Genomic DNA, 15,829 nt, shown 5'->3' on the forward strand with positions numbered 1-15,829 from the left:
AGGTCGCTCTCACGCGATGGTTTTTCCCCGAAATATGCCCTATCACCGGACGATCCTTCCACGTTCGGGACTCCTCCCGACCCTCAACACTGGACTGAGCAGAAATTGACCTCGCATCTTCTTCTCGGCATCGACACCGGCGGAACCTATACCGACGCCGTTCTTTTCAGCGAAGCGGCGGGCGTCGTCGCCAAGGCCAAGGCGCTGACCACGCGCCATGACCTTGCGGTTGGCATCGCCGGAGCGGTAGAGGCCGTTCTCGACAAGGCGAACGTCCCTGTCACGGCGATCAGCCTCGTCTCGCTGTCGACGACGCTCGCCACCAACGCGCTGGTCGAGGGGCAGGGGGGCAGGGCGGGCCTGGTGATGATCGGCTTCGGTCCGGAGGATTTGAAGCGCGACGGGCTGGTCGAGGCCTTGGGTTCCGATCCCGTCCTCTTCCTACCCGGCGGCCACAATGTTCATGGCGGTGAGACACCGCTCGACATGAGCGCGCTCGACGAGGCGCTGCCGACACTCGCGAACCAGGTGTCATCCTTTGCGATCGCCGGCTATTTCGCGGTGCGCAATCCGGCGCACGAAAAGCGCGTGCGCGACCGTATCCGCGAGGTTTCGCACCTACCGGTGACATGCAGCCATGAGCTTTCGTCGAAGCTCGGCGGCCCGCGGCGGGCGCTGACGACACTTCTCAATGCCCGCCTGGTGTCGATGATCGATCGGCTGATCGGCTCCTGCGAGGATTTCCTCAAGGTCCGCGGCATTCACGTGCCGATGATGGTGGTGCGCGGCGATGGCGCATTGATCTCGGCGGCGGAAGCGCGACTGAGGCCGATCGAAACGATCCTCTCCGGGCCGGCTGCGAGCCTCGTCGGCGCTCGGCATCTGACCGGCCTTGAAAACGCGGTCGTCTCGGATATCGGCGGCACGACGACGGACGTCGCCGTGCTTGAAAAGGGCCGTCCGAGGCTGGATGCCGAAGGCGCCGTGGTCGGCGGCTTCCGCACCATGGTCGAGGCCGTCGCCATGCGCACCTATGGGCTCGGCGGCGATTCGGAAGTGCGGATCAACGATCGCGGTCTCAGGGCACAGATCGATCTCGGGCCGCGGCGGTTCCTGCCGCTGAGCCTGGCGGCCGCTCTGCATGGTGACGCCGTGCTGTCCGTGCTCGAAAGGCAGTTGCGCGCGACGCATGCGGGACGGCACGACGGCCGCCTCGCCGTGCGGACCGGTCTGCCTGATCATCTCGCGAGCGGCCTTCAGCCGCAGGAACAGGCGCTTTACGATCGCATCGGCATGGTGCCGGTGGCGTTGGCGGACGTGCTTCTCAGCACCCCGCAGCGGGCGACGCTCGACCGCCTCGTGGCGCGCGGGCTGGTGCATATCTGCGGCATCACGCCATCGGATGCGATGCATGTGCTTGGCAGGCAGGCGCAGTGGAACGCCGCCGCGGCACGCCTTGGTCTCGAGATTGCGGCACGCCTGAAGGATGGTTCCGGCCAGTCGGTCGCGCCATCCGCCGAAGGGCTGGCTCAGATGATCGTCGACCGGCTGACGCGGCAATCCTCGGAGGTGATCCTGCAGGGCTGCCTCGGCGAAGACGGCGCTGGCACCATCGATCCCGCGACGTCGCTCGCTGTCGATCGCGCCCTGAAGCGCGAACCTGGGATCGTCCGTTTTTCGATCGGGCTCGACCGGCCTCTCGTCGGTCTCGGCGCCTCGGCGCCCGTTTATTATCCAGCTATCGCCGACATGCTGGCTACGGATGCGGCGATACCGCCGGAGGCCGACGTGGCGAATGCCGTCGGAGCGGTGGTCGGGCAGGTCAGGGCCTCCGTCACGGTGTTCGTGACGACGCCCGAAGAGGGCATCTTCATCGTCAACGGCGCTGGCGCAAGCGAACGCTTCCTCGATCAGGAACAGGCTTTCGGCGTCGCGCGACACCGCGCACGGACCATGGCGCTCGAAACAGCCCGCGCGAACGGCGCCGAGGAACCGGCGGCGACGATGTGGGAAGAGATCGACGCGCCGGAGGTCGAGGGCGGCCGCAAGCTGATCGAGGCGCGGTTCATCGCCTCGGCCAGCGGCCGGCCGCGTATCGCGCATCACTAGATCACGATGATTTCGGGTCGAATCGACCCGAAATCATAAACGTGATCGACTCTAAAAAGTTGAGCCGTGGGCGGGCGGAAAATTGCGCATATGTTTCCTCAGCCCGCCCTGATCTTTTCCAGTTTGGAAACAATTCTTCGCATCCTTGCGGAATTGACAGTGAATGAATTGGTGAGAAACTGCCTTGTCACGAGCGGGATGAGGGAAAGCAGGAATGCTTTTCCGGGCACATCCCGCTCTTGTTGTTCGAGCAATTGCAGGAAAAGCGTCGCGGTTTCCCGTCCGGAACTGCGTCAAATCAAGGACTGGGTCGCTGCTCCATTGAAGCAGTGACCTAAATAATCGAAGTGGTAGGCTTGGATCGGCCTGATCCCGGCGTATCGTTAGCCAAAGTCGAGATATTGCAGGAGTTGCCGCATGGCCCGCGTTGAAAAGTATGGTTTGAAGATCGATGACGGGCTCCATGATTTCCTGGCCGACGAGGCAATGCCGGGCACCGGTGTCGATACGGAAACGTTCTTTTCCACACTGTCGGACCTTGTTCACGACCTTGCCCCGAAAAACCGCGCGCTTATTGCCAAACGCGATGAGATGCAGGCGCAAATCGATGCCTGGTATCGCGATAACGGCGCACCGGTCGACCTCGACGCCTACGAGGCCTTTCTGAGGCAGATCGGTTACCTTCTGCCGGAAGGTCCGGCGTTTTCGATCTCGACCGCCAATGTCGATCCCGAGATCGCGACGATTGCCGGACCACAGCTCGTCGTGCCGGTGATGAATGCGCGCTACGCCCTGAACGCCGCCAATGCCCGCTGGGGTTCGCTCTATGACGCGCTCTATGGAACCGACGCAATTCCCGATACCGAGGGCGCGGAGCGTGGCAAGGGATACAATCCGAAGCGCGGCGCCAAGGTCATCGGCTGGGCCCGGGATTTTCTGGACGCGAGCGCGGCCATGGCCAAGGGCCGCTGGACCGATGTGACCGCGTTCAGGGTCGAAGGTTCTGCACTTGCGATCACGCTTGCAGACGGCACGAAGACGGCGCTCGCTGATCCATCTTGCTTTGCCGGTTATTCCGGCTCTGCCGACGCGCCGTCGGAAATCGTTCTGCGCCGAAACAATCTTCACATCGTCGTCGTGCTCGATGCGACGACGCAGATCGGCAAGGAGGATCCGGCTAACGTTTCCGACGTGATCCTCGAATCGGCGATCACGACGATCATGGACTGCGAGGACTCCATCGCCGCCGTCGATGCCGAAGACAAGGTCGTCGTCTATCGCAACTGGCTGGGTCTGATGAAGGGCGACCTTGAGGAACAGGTTTCCAAGGGCGGCAGGACATTCACCCGCAAGCTCAATGCCGATCGTGTTTACACAAGCCGGAACGGAGCGGCACTGACGCTGCCCGGACGCTCGCTGATGCTGGTGCGCAATGTCGGCCACCTCATGACCAATCCGGCGATTGTCGACCGCGACGAGCGCGAGGTGCCGGAAGGCATCATGGATGCCATGGTCACGGCCCTGATCGCGCTCCACGATATCGGACCCAAGGGCCGCCGGGCGAATTCGCGCGCGGGTTCGATGTATGTCGTCAAGCCGAAGATGCACGGGCCGGAAGAAGTTGCCTTTGCCTGCGAAATTTTTTCGCGCGTTGAGGCGGCGCTCGGCATGCCGGCGAACACCGTGAAGATGGGCATCATGGATGAGGAGCGGCGCACGACCGTAAACCTGAAGGAATGCATCCGCGCCGCCCGCGAGCGCGTCGTCTTCATCAACACCGGCTTCCTGGACCGGACCGGCGACGAGATCCACACGTCGATGGAAGCCGGTCCGATGATTCGCAAGGGCGACATGAAGCAGGCAGCCTGGATCGCGGCTTACGAGAACTGGAACGTCGATATCGGCCTCGAGTGCGGGCTCTCCGGCCACGCGCAGATCGGCAAGGGCATGTGGGCGATGCCCGACCTTATGGCCGCAATGCTCGAACAGAAGATTGGTCATCCGAGGGCGGGCGCGAACACGGCCTGGGTTCCGTCGCCGACCGCGGCGACGCTGCATGCAACGCACTACCATCGCATCAACGTCGCCGAGGTCCAGGCGGGCTTGAAAAGCCGGCCGCGTGCCAAGCTCGCCGATATCCTCTCGGTGCCTGTGGCGGCACGGCCGAACTGGACAGAGGCCGAAATCCAGCGTGAGCTCGACAACAATGCCCAGGGGATTCTTGGCTATGTCGTGCGCTGGGTCGACCAGGGCGTCGGCTGCTCCAAGGTGCCGGACATCAACAATGTCGGCCTGATGGAAGATCGCGCGACACTGCGCATCTCGGCGCAGCACATGGCGAACTGGCTGCAGCACGGCATTGTCAGCGAAATGCAGGTCGTCGACACGATGAAGCGAATGGCGGCCGTCGTCGACCAGCAGAATGCTGACGACGAAAACTACGCGCCGATGGCCGGCCGCTTCGACGAATCGGTCGCCTTCCAGGCCGCGCTGGACCTGGTGCTCAAGGGGCGCGAGCAGCCGAACGGCTATACCGAACCGGTCCTGCATCGCCGTCGTCTGGAGCTCAAGGCGAAGTTAGGGGCATAAGTTGCCCCTCATCCGGCCTGCCGGCCACCTTCTCCCCGCCTGCGGGGAGAAGGTGCGATGCCACACCCGCTCGCCCTTTCGTCCGTCGTGGATGATGACAGCGCCGCAAAGGCGTCCCCTCTCCCCGCGTGCGGGTAGAGGGTTAGTCCTCGGGTTAAACCCGAGGAGAGGGGCAAAATCTGCGTGAACACGCGGCGGCGTTAAACAAAAGAGCCGCCGGATCGACCGACGGCCCTCTCATTATCAAGACGTGGCAGTGTTACTGCTGAACGACGACCCTTGCTCCCTTGCCCGGCCGAACACGCGAATAGAGATCGATGATGTCCTGGTTCATCAGCCGGATGCAGCCCGATGATGCGGCGGTGCCGATCGAGGCCCACTCCGGCGTGCCATGCAGGCGGAAGAGCGTATCCCTGCCTTCCTCGTTGAAGAGATAGAGGGCGCGCGCGCCGAGCGGATTGCTGATGCCCGGGCCCATGCCGTCCTCGACATATTTGGCGACTTCCGGCTTGCGCTCGGCCATCTCCTTCGGCGGATGCCAGGTCGGCCATTCCTGTTTCCAGGCGACGTAGGCCTCGCCTTCCCAGGCAAAGCCGGCCTTGCCGACGCCGATGCCATAGCGCACGGCCTTGCCTCCCGGCAGCACATAGTAGAGGAAGCGGTTCGGCGTGTTGACGATGATCGTGCCCGGGCGTTCGTTCGTCGCGTAGTCGACGATCTGGCGATGGAAACGCGGATCGACGCGTTTGATCGGTATTGCAGGCAGAGCGTAGCCGTGATCCTCGACGGCGCCATAATTGCCGGTAAAGATCTGATTCGTCGCAATTTTCTGGCCCTCGGGAGCAGGGCTGCTGGTGGACGTCGTTTGCGAGCAACCGGCGAGGGCAACAGTGGCGGCCAGGCTGCACAAAAGGAGAGCGTTGCGGAAGCGCATTGAGGGTCTCGTGAAAGGAAGTAAGGAAATACGGGAGGGAGGGTGCCCGGCCGTCAGCGCCATCAGCTTATTTTCGATTGCAACGCGCCGCGCAAGGGACTGCGCCGCCGCAATTTGGCCGAAAAGTGTAAATTCCGTGACGATTGCTTTTTTGCAACAAAATGGCGGAGTGGCAGGCGTTGAAGCGACGCAATTCCGGATGAACACGGGAATTGCCCTAGCGCAAGAGTGAACCGATGACGATTCTATCGATCCATGGCGACAATCCGCTGGCGGACGGACGCCAATCGGAGCGGGCGATGAAAGTGCGCCGCGGCGTTCAGCGGCTGCTGGCGGAATTGCGTCACGCGGTCCTGCCCGAACTGACGCTCGCAAGCGGCAGACGCGCCGATCTCATTTCTCTTACCGCGAAGGGCGAAATCTGGATCATCGAGATCAAGACGTCGATTGAGGATTTTCGCGTGGATCGCAAATGGCCCGAGTATCGGCTGCATTGCGACCGGCTGTTCTTCGCCACGCACGGAGACGTGCCGCTGGACATATTTCCGGAGGAATGCGGCCTTCTGCTTTCCGACGGCTACGGAGCGCACATGCTGCGCGAAGCACCGGAGCACCGCCTGGCGCCGGGCACACGCAAGTCCGTCGTCCAGTCATTTGCCCGGACGGCGGCCCAGCGACTGATGCTTGCCGAATGGGCGGCGGAGCGAAACGGGGAACTCGGCGACTCGATTCGCGATATCGTTGCGGGTACGCGCGACGGTTAGACGGGAGATCACGTCCTTCCCAAGGGGCAATCGATGATTACTTCGGGGCACGCTTCGCCAGAATGCGCTGCAGCGTTCGGCGGTGCATGTTGAGCCGGCGGGCCGTTTCCGAAACATTGCGTTCGCACATCTCGTAGACACGCTGGATGTGTTCCCAGCGCACCCGGTCCGCGGACATCGGATTTTCCGGCGGCTCCACCCTCTCGCCCTGGCGCTGGACGAGTGCGGCGAAGATGTCGTCAGCATCGGCCGGCTTCGCGAGATAGTCGACCGCGCCGAGCTTGACCGCATTTACGGCGGTGGCGATGTTGCCGTAGCCGGTAAGCATGATCATCCGCGTGTCGTCCCGGCGCCCCCGGATCGCTTCGATCACATCGAGGCCGCTGCCGTCTCCGAGCCGGAGATCGATGACGGCGTGCTTCGGCGGGTTGCTCTTGGCCTTGGCGATGCCTTCGGCGACCGACTCGGCAATATCGACGGTGAAGCCCCGCGCTTCCATCGCCCGCGCTAGACGGCGCAGGAACGGGCCGTCGTCATCAACGATCAGCAGCGTCCTGTCAGGCCCGATCAGCTCGGCATCTGGAGACTGTGCGCTTGGCGCGCTTGTCGATTTTTCCGTCATTTCTTCCGATCCCTAGGCAAAGACCTGTCCGTAAGCATAAAATTGGCCGGTTTCGCTGAAATTATGTGGGTTTTCTCGCGACTGTCTTCAATAAACTGCCAAACGTCATTTCGCCAGTTTCGTATCCATCAGCGCGCGCGGCCATTCGACGCTGACACGCGCACCCGAGCTGCCGTTTTCGAAGCGCAGCCGCGCCCCTGAGCGCTCCAGCAAGGTCTTGGCGATGAAGAGGCCGAGACCAAGGCCGCCGGCGCTGTCGTCCTTCTGCCGTTTGGTGACGTAAGGCTCGCCGATGCGCATGAGGATATCCGGCGAGAAACCATCGCCATCATCCTCGATCGTCACCTTCACGCGTTCGGCCGTGTGCTCCGCGGTGACGGTCACTTTCTTGCGGGCATAGTCCACCGCGTTTTCGAGCAGATTGCCGAGCCCGTAGAGGATGCCTGCATTGCGGATGCCGACCGGTTCCGAGGCGCGATCGCCTTTTTCCTTAAGCTCGATCTCGATCCCGAATTCACGGTGCGGCGCCATAACTTCCTCGATCAGCGAGGAAAGTGGCAGGAGCCGCATATGTTCCTCGCTCTCGGACGAAAGGGTGGTCAGCCGCTTCAGGATATCGCGGCAGCGTTCGCTCTGGCTGCGCAGGAGGTGAACGTCCTCGCCGAAGCGGGGGTCGTCGCCGAGTTCGCGCTCCATCTCCTTGGCGACGACACTGATGGTGGCGAGCGGCGTTCCGAGTTCGTGCGCGGCGGCCGCGGCGAGACCGTCGAGCTGCGACAGGTGCTTTTCGCGCTGGAGCACAAGCTCCGTTGCAGTCAGCGCTTCTGAGAGCTCGCTCGCCTCCAGTGAAACCCGGTAGGTGTAGAAGGCGGCAAACGCCGTCATCGAGACGATAGCAAACCAGATACCTGCCGTCAGTACCCGCGGGATCAGAAGGACGGTTCCCGGATACCAGGGCAGCGGGAAGGGCGAGAAGGCAAGCGCGGTAACGCCGATGACCGCAAAGCCCGCCAACACGATACTGTGCGGCTTCGGCTGCGAGGCCGAGGAAATGATCACCGGGACGCACAGCAACGGCGCGAAGGGATTGGCGAGGCCGCCGGTGATGAAGAGCAGTGCGGTCAACTGGGCGAGATCGAGGCCGAGGAGCGCGAAGGCGGCCGGCGGCGTCAACCGGTGCGTCGGCGGAAAGCGGATCGTGAGAAAGGTATTCAACAGCGCCAGGCTCGCAATCAGCGCCGAAGACGGAGCGAGCGGCAAGGGAAACTGCAGCCACAACGCTGTAATGATGACTGCGAGCGACTGGCCGCCGACGGCAAGCCAGCGCAGGCGAACGAGCGTCTGGAGTCTGAGGCTGCGATTGCTGTTCATGTCATTGTAGTCGAGTGCCATTGCTGTTGCCGCTTCCCGCTTCACGGCTGCGTCCGCCGAGATCGCAGCGCTCATATAATGCCCCAAAGCTACCCGATCGCGGAATTATACCGTGGATTCATGTACCACGCGGCTTGGCGCGTGTCGTCGGCGTCGCGTTCGCCGGGTCCTCCGGCCAGGGATGCTTCGGATAACGCCCGCGCATCTCGGCTCTTACGTCCCGCCACGATCCGGCCCAGAAGCCCGGCAGGTCGCGTGTCGTCTGGATCGGGCGGTGGCCGGGCGAGATCAGTTCCAGGAGCAGCGGCAGCCGACCGTTGCCGATCGCCGGATGCACCCTCAGGCCGAAAAGCTCCTGCACGCGGATCGAAAGCAAGGGCTCGTCGCCATCGTAATGGATGGGATGGCGGTGTCCCGTCGGCGCTTCGAAATGCGTCGGGGCGAGCTTACCGAGATCGCGCTGGAGATCGTAAGGAACGAGCGAAAGCAGACCTTCGGCGAGATCATGGGCCTTGATCCCGTCGATACTGCCGGCGCCATGCTGAAACGGCACGAACCAGTCGTCGAGGCGCGACAGCAATGCCTGGTCCGAGATGTCCGGCCAGGGTTCGCCGATTGACCTGTGGAGAAAGCCGATGCGGTCGCGCAACTGCGCCGCTTCCTTCGAGAAAGGCAGGACTGCAAGCCCCAATTGCCGAACGCCGTCGGCGAGCGCGCGAGCGGCCGCTTCTCCGCCCGGGCGTGAAAGCGGCGTTTCCTCGAAGATGATGGCGCCGAGCCGAGTGACGCGGCGGGCGCGCACCTGGCGGCTCGCCCGATCGAAGAAGATCTGCTCCTCGCGCCGGATGGCTTCCGGCATATGTGCCTCGACGTCCGCCCTGGTGATTTCCGCGGCTGCCAATACGCGCTGCGCACCCGCTCTTCCGGTGATGTCGGCGATGACCAGCATCCCCGCGGCGGCAAGCCGCTCGGTTTCGGGCACCTCGGCGCCGCGTCCGTTCGCCATGACGAAGCGCCCGCGGCCGCCACGCTGGAGTGCGATCCGGTCGGGAAAGGCGTGCATCAGCAATGGACCCGGCAGGGCGCTTTCGCCATTGCTCTTCTGTGCCTTCAGGTCGGTCGCCATGCGTCTTGCCAGACCCCGTGCGGCGTCGGCACGATCGCCGCGGTCCGCCCGGAACCGGCGCAGCCGCTCCTCGAGATCGAGACTGCTGCCGCCAAGGCCCTGCTCCGTCAGCATCACCGCCAGCAGGCAGGCTTCCTGCGCCTGGCCCTCTTCGGCCGCGGAGACCGCCATTGCCGCCAACCGGACGGGCAAGGCGAGATCGCGAATCCTCCGCCCGCGCGGCGTCAGCGTGCCGTTGGCATCGAGCGCTCCAAGTTCGATCAGCAGGCTTCGCGCCTCGCGCAGCGTCGTCTCCGGCGGGGGGTCGATGAACGCGAGCGAGGATGGATCGGCAACGCCCCAATGGGCGAGATCAAGCAGCAGACCCGAAAGGTCGCTCGCAAGGATCTGCGGCGGTGTGAAGGCCGCAAGGGCCGCAGTCTGGCCCGGGTGCCACAGACGTATCGCGATTCCAGGCTCCGTTCGTCCGGCGCGCCCGGCGCGCTGATCGGCGGATGCCCGTGATACGCGCACAGTCTCGAGCCGCGTGATCCCTGTCGAGGCTTCGAACACCGGCAGCCGTTGCAGACCGCTGTCGACGACAATGCGCACGCCGTCGATGGTGATCGAAGTTTCGGCGATCGACGTCGCAAGCACGATCTTGCGCGTGCCGGCCGGTGCCGGACGGATCGCCGCGTCCTGCTCCTTCTGGCTCAGATTGCCGTAGAGCGGCACGATCGCAGTCGACTGGTCGAACCGCCCGGCGAGACGCTCAGCGGTGCGGGTGATTTCCGCCTGCCCCGGGAGAAAGGCGAGGATCGAGCCCGCTTCGGATCGGTGCGCCTCCACGATCGCGCGCGTGACCGCGTCCTCGGCGCTCTCGCCGGCGCTCCTCTCCTCGTAGCGAATATTGATCGGAAAGCTGCGGCCCTGGCTTTCGATGACCGGAGCATCGCCGAGCAGCCTGGCGACCCGCCCGACGTCGAGCGTTGCCGACATGACGACGATCTTCAGGTCGTCGCGCAAAGCCGATTGCACGTCGAGCGCCAGCGCCAGGCCGAAATCGGCGTCGAGCGAGCGCTCGTGGAATTCATCGAAGAGCACGGCGGAAACGCCGGAGAGTTCCGGATCGTCGAGGATCATCCGGCTGAAGACGCCTTCGGTCACCACCTCGATCCGCGTCCGCGCCGATATCCTGTTGTCGAGCCGCATGCGATAGCCGACGGTCTCGCCGACCTTTTCCCCGAGCAGTTCGGCCATTCGTCCCGCGGCTGCACGGGCGGCGAGCCTGCGTGGCTCCAGCAGGATCACCTTGCCACCCTTGAGCCAGGTCTGGTCCAGAAGGAAGAGCGGCACAAGCGTCGTCTTGCCGGCGCCGGGCGGCGCCGAGAGCACGACGGACGCCGCCTCTTTGAGCGCTTCGCCCATACGGGGAAGAATGTCACGAACCGGCAGTGGCGGAAGATCGCGCATCAGGCCTCCGCCTCGGTCCCGACCTCGATTACTCTGCCGCCGGCCGCCTCAGCGTCCGCGCCGTCATGGGTAACGAGGATGATCGGCACACCCGCGGCTTTCGCTTTGGAGAAGACCAGCGCGCGCGTCTGCTGCCTGAGTGCCGCATCGAGTTTCGAAAAAGGTTCGTCGAGCAGGAGGTAGTGCGGCGCCGACACGAGCGTCCGCTGCAGCGCCACGCGTGCCTTCTGGCCGCCGGAAAGCGTTTCCGGATCGCGATCGAAGAAGCCGGCAAGCCCGACCTGTTCGAGTGCCTGCTCGGCGATCTGTCGTCTCATTTTATGTCCTTTCACCGCCTGCGGTATCGCGAACACGATGTTGCCGCCGACCGAGAGATGGGGGAAAAGCAGGGGATCCTGAAACAGGATGCCGGCGTGGCGTTCGTTTGCCGGGACATCGGTCAGGTCTCTGTCGCCGATCAGAATTCGACCGGTGACGCGGAAGGCCGGATCGAGAAAACCGCCGGCAAAAGCGAGCAGTGTCGACTTGCCGGAGCCGGACGGGCCCATGACGGTCAGAACCTCGCCGGGCATTGCCGTCGCCGACACGGACAGCAACGTTCGCCCCGAGAGCCGAATCGTCACATCCGCCAGCGTAAGCGGCATCGGGTCGTCAACTGCCTGCATTCATATCCTCATTGCGCGACGGTTGCGGAATAGCAACTGCGGGCCAAGCGAAGCAACGAGAAATGCGAGAAAGGGGAGAGCCGCCTGAACGAGCGCATAGACGCCGATGACGCGCCGGTCGCCACCCGCCGAAAGAGCGACCGCCTCGGTGGTAACGGTGGTCAGCCGGCCGGCCCCGACCAGCACTGTCGGAAGGTAAAGGCTTACCGACACCGAAAACCCGACGGCAAAGGCGGTGAGACAGGCCCGAAACAGGAGCGGCAGCCGGATCGTCAGGAGCACCCGCAGCGGCGATTTCCCGAGCCCGGCGGCTATCCGCTCGAAGCGTGGATCGAGTTCGCGCCACGGTGCCGATAGCGACAGGAGGACATAGGGCAGGACGAACAGCAGATGGACGGCGAGGACGCTTGGAAAAGCGGGCGTGAAGCCGATCGAGATCGCGAGGATCTGCAAACCGAAGACAAAGCTGATCTCCGGCACAATGAGCGGCAGATAGAGAAGCTTGTAGCTTGCGCCGTTGCCGCCCTGGCCGTCTCGATGAAGCAGGGCGACCGCGATGACCAATGCCAGCGCCGAGGCGGAGAGCGCCAGTCCCACGGTCGTCAGAAGCGGCCCGGTGATCTGCGGCAGCACGCGCAGCCAGATCTTGGCCGTAATCGCTCCCGGCAGTGTTTTTGGAAACGGCCAGAGACCGGCGACGGACCAGATGAAGAGGGCGCCCAGTCCCGAAAATATGACGACGCCGCAGCCAGCCATGGCCAGCCCTGACGTTGCGCGAAGCAGCTGGTCCCTCCGGAGCCGGGTGCCTGCAAGGGTCATGAAGGTCAGCGCGAACTTTCCGATCCGTTCGAGCGCGAGCCAGATTGCCGTTGCCGCAAAGACAACGAAGAGCTGCAGCAACGCTCCTGCTGAGGCAAGGAACCGCATCTTGAGATCGTGATCCGCCGCCCAATGGGCAATGCGCACAGGCAGCGTCGCCGGCAGTTGCGGACCAAGGATCATCGCGACATCGACAACGGAGACCGAATAGACGAGCACGGCGAAGACCGGCAGCCGGATCTGCCTGTAGAGCGTCGGCCAGAGGCTGATCAGAAAGCCGGACAAACGTCCGTAGCCAAGCGCTGCCATCAGCTGCCGTGCCCTGCGCAGCGGAAGTTGCGGCAAGCCAGCGAGCGTCACCAGGAAGAGGAACGGCACTTCCTTGGTGACGAGCCCCGCGATCATCGAGAGCGCGAGGGGGTCATTCGGCAGAAGCCAGTCCGGCGGCCGCGTGAAGCCGGTCAGCTCAGGCGAGACCAGCCGGACAAGCAACCCGGAAGGCGCGATGAGGAAAGCAAGAGCAAAGGCCGCCGCGGCGTGTGGAACGGCGAGCAGCGGCGAAACCAGATGGTGGACGCGGGCAAAAATCGGCGTTCCGGCAAAGCCAGCAATGAACGTTCCGACGATTGCGACCGCCGCAAAGGTGGTGATCAGCCCCGCCGCCAGGGCGACGAGGACGGAACGAAGGATGTGAGGTTGGCCGGCAAGCTCGGCGAGATGCGCCGCCGTGGGTTGAAGACCGCCGAGAGCCGGCAGGTAGCCGAATGCCGGCAGGATCGTTCCGGCGACCCCCGCGAGGACCGGCAGTCCAAGGATGATGACAAGAAGGCCGTTGCCGCTGGGCGAGTAGGTGATCCCTCGGTCTTTAGTTCGCTGCCCCATATCGCCGGGTCCATTCTGCTTCGATTCGCGTCATCCAGTCCGGATGCGGCTCGGCGAGCGCAGGTCCAAGTTGGTCGGGGCCGAGCGTCGCGACGCCGAGATCGAGTGCTTCGAAGGCTTGTCGCTCTGCGGCCGGCAGTTTTGCCAGCGACAGGACGGTCGGATCGCCCCAGATTTTCGGATCCTGCTTGTGCAACTGCGCCTCGGGCGAGAGCAGGAAATTGGCGAAGAGCAGCGCCCCGGCCTTCGCCGATGCATTGTAGGGAATCGCGACGAAATGCGTATTGCCGAGCGTGCCGCCCGAAAAGACGAAGGAGCGCACGCTGCCCGGCAGTTCTCCATTCGCGATCGCAGCCGACGCTTCCGCCGGATTGAAGGCGAAAATGATGTCGAGCTCGCCGTCGGCGAACTTCTGCTTCATGTCGGGGTAGTTCTGCGGATAGGCTTTGCCCTCGCGCCAGAGCAGCCGCGTAAGCTTGTCGAGATAGGCAAAGAGCGGCGCTGCATCCGCGGCAAAGGTCGCTTCGTCGACCGGCATTTGCAGCTTGGTTTTGTCGTGGATCAGCTCGGTCAGCACCTGTTTGAGGAACGACGAGCCGGTGAAGTCCGGTGGCTGCGGATAGGAGAAACGGCCGGGATTGGCTTCGGCCCATTTGAGCAGGTCAGCCGCCGAGTTCGGTAGTTCGCTCGTCGGGGTCCGCGCCGAATCGTAGAAGAAAACGAGCTTGGCGCCACCCCACGGGCTTTCCAGCCCCTCGGTCACTATCGTGAAATCGGTGAGAACCGTCGGTTTGGTCTCGTGATCGACATAGATCCAGTTCGGCAGTTTCGTCGCCCAATCGGGCGAGAAGAGCAGGCCTTCGCGTTTCATCGCCGCAAAGTTTTCGCCGTTGATCCAGACGAGATCGACAGCGCCGTCGTGGTCTTTTCCGGCGGACTTTTCGGCGACGACGGTCGCGACCGCCTTTGCCGTGTCGTCGAGCTTCACATGGACGACGGTAACGCCATAACGCGCCTTCATTTCGTCACCGGCCCATCTGATGTAGGCGTTGATGTTTTCCGCTCCGCCCCAGGCGTTGAAATAGACAGTCTGGCCCTTGGCTTCCGCGACGACCGAATTCCAGTCGTTGAGGTCGATTGCGGCCGCCTCGCCGGCGAGACCGAGGGTTAGGATCGCGGCCGTGATGAACTGTCTTGCCCGCCCGATCATGAGCCGCTCCGTCTCCGCATGCAGCAATTCAAAGTGCTACCGCGTCCCTTGCGCGTCTGAAATGACGCGCGGCGCTGTAGGTGTCGGGCGAGCGTAAGCCGCGTGCCGCTCGCGTCAATGCACGCCAGCGGCCGCCCCTCTCACGATTCGGTGAAACCGGGTGTCGGGCGTGGGACACGGAAAGGCATGATGACCTGCGCCGATCAGCTCGTCTCCCGCTGCGCTTCGAAGGCCAGCACTGCGCCAGCCAGGTCTTCCAATGCAGCTCCGACCGACTTGAACAGCGTGATTTCCTCGGCTGTCCTGCGGCCGGGATGTGCGCCGCGGGCAAGGTCGAAGAGATCGGCGCAGACCGCATCCTCGGTGATCACGCCCGAGCGGATCGGCTGGACGATGTCACCGCCTTCGCTGAGCGCCCCTTCGCGCGTGTCGACGAAGATGCTGGAGCGCTCGGCGGCGCGGTCGTCCGATTCGCGCATGGTCGGCTTGAAGGCGCCGATCAGATCGAGATGCGCGCCCGGCTTCAGCCAATCGCCGCGGACCAGCGGTTCGGACGAAAGGGTAGCGCAGGAAATGATGTCCGCCTCGCGTGCCGCCGCTTCGAGATTGGTCGCGATCGTCACCGCGATATCCTTGAGGCTGAGCTCCTTGGCCGTCGCTTCCGCCTTTTTCGGATCGCGGCCCCAGATCGTCACATTGCAGATCGGGCGAACGGATGCGTGCGCCTCGATGACATTCGCCGACAGCCGGCCGGTGCCGACCATCAGCATCCGGCTCGCGTCCTCGCGTGCGAGATAGCGGGCGGCGAGCGCAGAGGCGGCGGCAGTACGCCGTGCGGTCAGCTCGCCGCCATCGACGATCGCCAGCAATTCGCCGGTCCTGCCGGAGGAAAGAAGATAGCTGCCATGGATAGCCGGCAGTCCGCGGGCCTGGTTGCCGGGGAACACCGAAACCATCTTGACGCCGACATAGGCGCCCGGCTGCCACGCGGGCATCAGGAGCAGCGTCGCATCGGCCTCCCCCGGGACCGCGACATCGTGATGATGGCGCACAGGCATGACGCATCCATTTGCGAACATGTCGCCGAGCGCTTTGAGAAGCCCGTCCCATGGCAAAGCCGCGCGCGTCTGCGTCGCATCCAGTACCAGCATTTCGATACCTCCCTGTGCAAAAATCCGAGCGACACTAACAGTGTTTGACGGCTGCCGAAATGCGCGTTCGGGAGGGAGGAAGACGCTATCTAGCGAGAGGGATGCCCGCGAGCGAAAGTTTACCAAGTGATCAAC

Annotated in this window: 11 protein-coding genes; 3 read left to right on the forward strand and 8 right to left on the reverse strand. The window is 63.8% G+C overall.

The genetic code is table 11. The features are described 5' to 3' along the window. Positions 1-105: 105 nt before the first annotated feature. Together FKV68_RS00310 and FKV68_RS00315 are read left to right on the forward strand one after the other, a co-directional pair. Positions 106-2,109, forward strand: coding sequence for a hydantoinase/oxoprolinase N-terminal domain-containing protein (locus tag FKV68_RS00310; RefSeq protein WP_180939589.1), 2,004 nt, complete (start codon positions 106-108; stop codon positions 2,107-2,109). Positions 2,110-2,526: 417 nt separating this feature from the next. Further along, the gene (locus tag FKV68_RS00315) at positions 2,527-4,698 is read left to right on the forward strand and encodes a malate synthase G (protein ID WP_180939590.1); all 2,172 of its coding nucleotides are present in this window, start codon (positions 2,527-2,529) and stop codon (positions 4,696-4,698) included. A gap of 259 nt (positions 4,699-4,957) precedes the next feature. On the opposite strand, the gene FKV68_RS00320 is transcribed toward FKV68_RS00315, so the two are convergent. Next, complete coding sequence (locus tag FKV68_RS00320; protein WP_180939591.1) at positions 4,958-5,632, reverse strand: L,D-transpeptidase; 675 nt, start codon at positions 5,630-5,632, stop codon at positions 4,958-4,960. A gap of 236 nt (positions 5,633-5,868) precedes the next feature. Between FKV68_RS00320 and FKV68_RS00325 the strand changes: the two genes are divergently transcribed. Beyond that, complete coding sequence (locus tag FKV68_RS00325) at positions 5,869-6,396, forward strand: MmcB family DNA repair protein (RefSeq protein WP_180939592.1); 528 nt, start codon at positions 5,869-5,871, stop codon at positions 6,394-6,396. A 37-nt stretch (positions 6,397-6,433) separates the two neighbouring features. Here the strand turns inward: FKV68_RS00325 and FKV68_RS00330 are convergent, their stop codons facing one another. The 7 genes from FKV68_RS00330 to lhpI form a co-directional block, all read right to left on the reverse strand. Then, the gene (locus FKV68_RS00330) at positions 6,434-7,018 is read right to left on the reverse strand and encodes an ActR/PrrA/RegA family redox response regulator transcription factor (protein ID WP_180939593.1); all 585 of its coding nucleotides are present in this window, start codon (positions 7,016-7,018) and stop codon (positions 6,434-6,436) included. Positions 7,019-7,123: 105 nt separating this feature from the next. Beyond that, the gene (locus FKV68_RS00335) at positions 7,124-8,410 is read right to left on the reverse strand and encodes an ActS/PrrB/RegB family redox-sensitive histidine kinase (protein WP_180941361.1); all 1,287 of its coding nucleotides are present in this window, start codon (positions 8,408-8,410) and stop codon (positions 7,124-7,126) included. 97 nt (positions 8,411-8,507) lie between these two features. Then, a complete protein-coding gene (hrpB, locus tag FKV68_RS00340; protein ID WP_180939594.1) occupies positions 8,508-10,967 on the reverse strand; it encodes an ATP-dependent helicase HrpB in 2,460 nt (819 codons plus the stop codon). Further along, positions 10,967-11,632: an ATP-binding cassette domain-containing protein gene (locus tag FKV68_RS00345; protein WP_180939595.1), complete on the reverse strand. Its 666-nt coding sequence runs from the start codon at positions 11,630-11,632 to the stop codon at positions 10,967-10,969. Before FKV68_RS00345 ends, hrpB begins: the two co-directional genes overlap by 1 nt. Continuing rightward, on the reverse strand, positions 11,633-13,333 hold the full coding sequence (locus tag FKV68_RS00350) for an ABC transporter permease (protein ID WP_180939596.1): 1,701 nt from the start codon (positions 13,331-13,333) through the stop codon (positions 11,633-11,635). It abuts the gene before it with no gap. Beyond that, entirely contained in the window at positions 13,317-14,543 is a 1,227-nt protein-coding gene (locus FKV68_RS00355; RefSeq protein WP_180939597.1) for an ABC transporter substrate-binding protein, read from the reverse strand. The genes FKV68_RS00350 and FKV68_RS00355 overlap by 17 nt, the downstream gene beginning before the upstream one ends. 203 nt (positions 14,544-14,746) lie before the next feature. Further along, positions 14,747-15,694 carry a bifunctional Delta(1)-pyrroline-2-carboxylate/Delta(1)-piperideine-2-carboxylate reductase gene (gene lhpI / locus FKV68_RS00360; RefSeq protein ID WP_180939598.1) on the reverse strand — a complete coding sequence of 316 codons (948 nt, stop codon included), beginning with the start codon at positions 15,692-15,694 and terminating at the stop codon, positions 14,747-14,749. Positions 15,695-15,829 lie beyond the last annotated feature (135 nt).

The sequence above is a fragment of the Sinorhizobium mexicanum genome (assembly GCF_013488225.1).
Lineage (GTDB): Bacteria > Pseudomonadota > Alphaproteobacteria > Rhizobiales > Rhizobiaceae > Sinorhizobium > Sinorhizobium mexicanum.